This is a genomic window from Thalassobacterium maritimum (assembly GCF_031127805.1).
Taxonomy (GTDB): domain Bacteria; phylum Verrucomicrobiota; class Verrucomicrobiia; order Opitutales; family Coraliomargaritaceae; genus Thalassobacterium; species Thalassobacterium maritimum.
On record NZ_JARXHW010000135.1, the window covers coordinates 1 to 1,478 of the forward strand.

The 1,478-nt window shown below is 42.4% G+C and carries 1 protein-coding gene; it reads right to left on the minus strand.

What is annotated here, in order from left to right:
• Nucleotides 1-151: 151 nt before the first annotated feature.
• Nucleotides 152-883 carry a hypothetical protein gene (locus QEH52_RS19595; protein ID WP_308952651.1) on the minus strand — a complete coding sequence of 244 codons (732 nt, stop codon included), beginning with the start codon at nucleotides 881-883 and terminating at the stop codon, nucleotides 152-154.
• Nucleotides 884-1,478: the final 595 nt, after the last annotated feature.

Consider the following 1,478-nt stretch of genomic DNA (forward strand, 5'->3'; position numbering starts at 1 on the left):
AATTTATTGGCTGGGCATTGATTCTCGCTAAATAGAAAATCGATGATGCGACAATGAGTAGCGCTCCTGTAATGCTTTTCATTTCTGTAGATCGTCGAGCTCTGGCGCGGCGCGTTAGCGACGTTGTCCAGAAGCGACTGGTTCGCATTGGTTACATTTGTAATAATAGATTCGTGATTGTCTTGTGCTGTTCTTCACTTGGTGACGCAGCTAGAGTAAAAAAGTTAGCTGCGGTCATCGCTAAATTTTCTTTGCCTTCCAGATTCGCGGCTAAATTGCCTTTTCCCTTCGGAATCTCTCCCAACTTAAGTGGTATTGTGGTAGTGAAGCTTTCGATTAATTTCCCATCCATAAAAACACTGAGCAATGATCCCTTTTCCTTCTCAGTATAAATAAATGAGTATGCTGAAAACTCATTAAATGGAATGGATGATTGATTGATTCTTACGGAACTTGATTCAGACGTATTGTCGATAACTCTAAATATTAGTGAATTGTCTTCCGCGAGATATGCAGATGCTCGATTTCTTGAGATATCACCAAAATCGAATAAATATTGGCGCGATTTTATATCTCGATCTTTGATACTCGCTATCAGTATGAAACAAAAGCCTTTACCTTCCGTAATGCCAGCTGCTTTCGGGTCATGAATTGAAAAGTTCCTTTCGAGGTCTTCTCGAATTTGTGCAATTGCAGTATCTAAGTGCTCTTTGTTTGCTCGTCCTTGAACGGCAATTTCACTTCGAATTTCTTTTTGATTATTTGTTACCTCTTCGTGGTCATTGTGTGTTTCGCGCTGCCCTTGAGTGAAGGCCGCGTAGAATGCCATGATTGCTAGAATTTGTAGCAATGAGCCTAAGAGGTAATAAACTGAGCTACTCATTATTTTTCTGCGAACTTAAAGTGTTATATCATTCATTCAATGAATGATAACAAGGGTTTGTGGTGTGTAGTTTTTGTGGGAACTGCACTTTATGTGGTTAGTTTGGATCGCTCCTGTTGTAATGCTAGTGCGGGATTGATTGAGGTTGAGATTCAGAAGTTAAATCTATTGGGCGTTATAGAGCAAGGTTTTGTTTCCGGCGATTCGTGCATTCAACGAGGTTTTTCAAAACGAATGCATGCTATCACTTTGGGGGGAATTATCTGGGAGGCGCGCTAGGGTTTTGTAAGTTTCTGTATATTATGCGATAGTGGAATGGTTTGTGTGTTTTATGGTTTTTGCGCTCCCGGCGAATCATGCATTCATTTATACCGATTCTAAGAATATATGATCTATAAGCTTGGGCTTTGCGTAGCCTCGAAACTTTGTTTCCATGCGTCGCCTTCGGCTATGCAGGACACAGTCGGGGGGCGATCGGCATCGCCCCGGTTCCGAGAACCGAGGTTACAAAAGACATATCGGCATCGCCGCCCCGGTTCTGAGAACCGAGGTTACAAAAGAAATATCGGCATCGCCGCCCCGGTTCTGAGGTTAC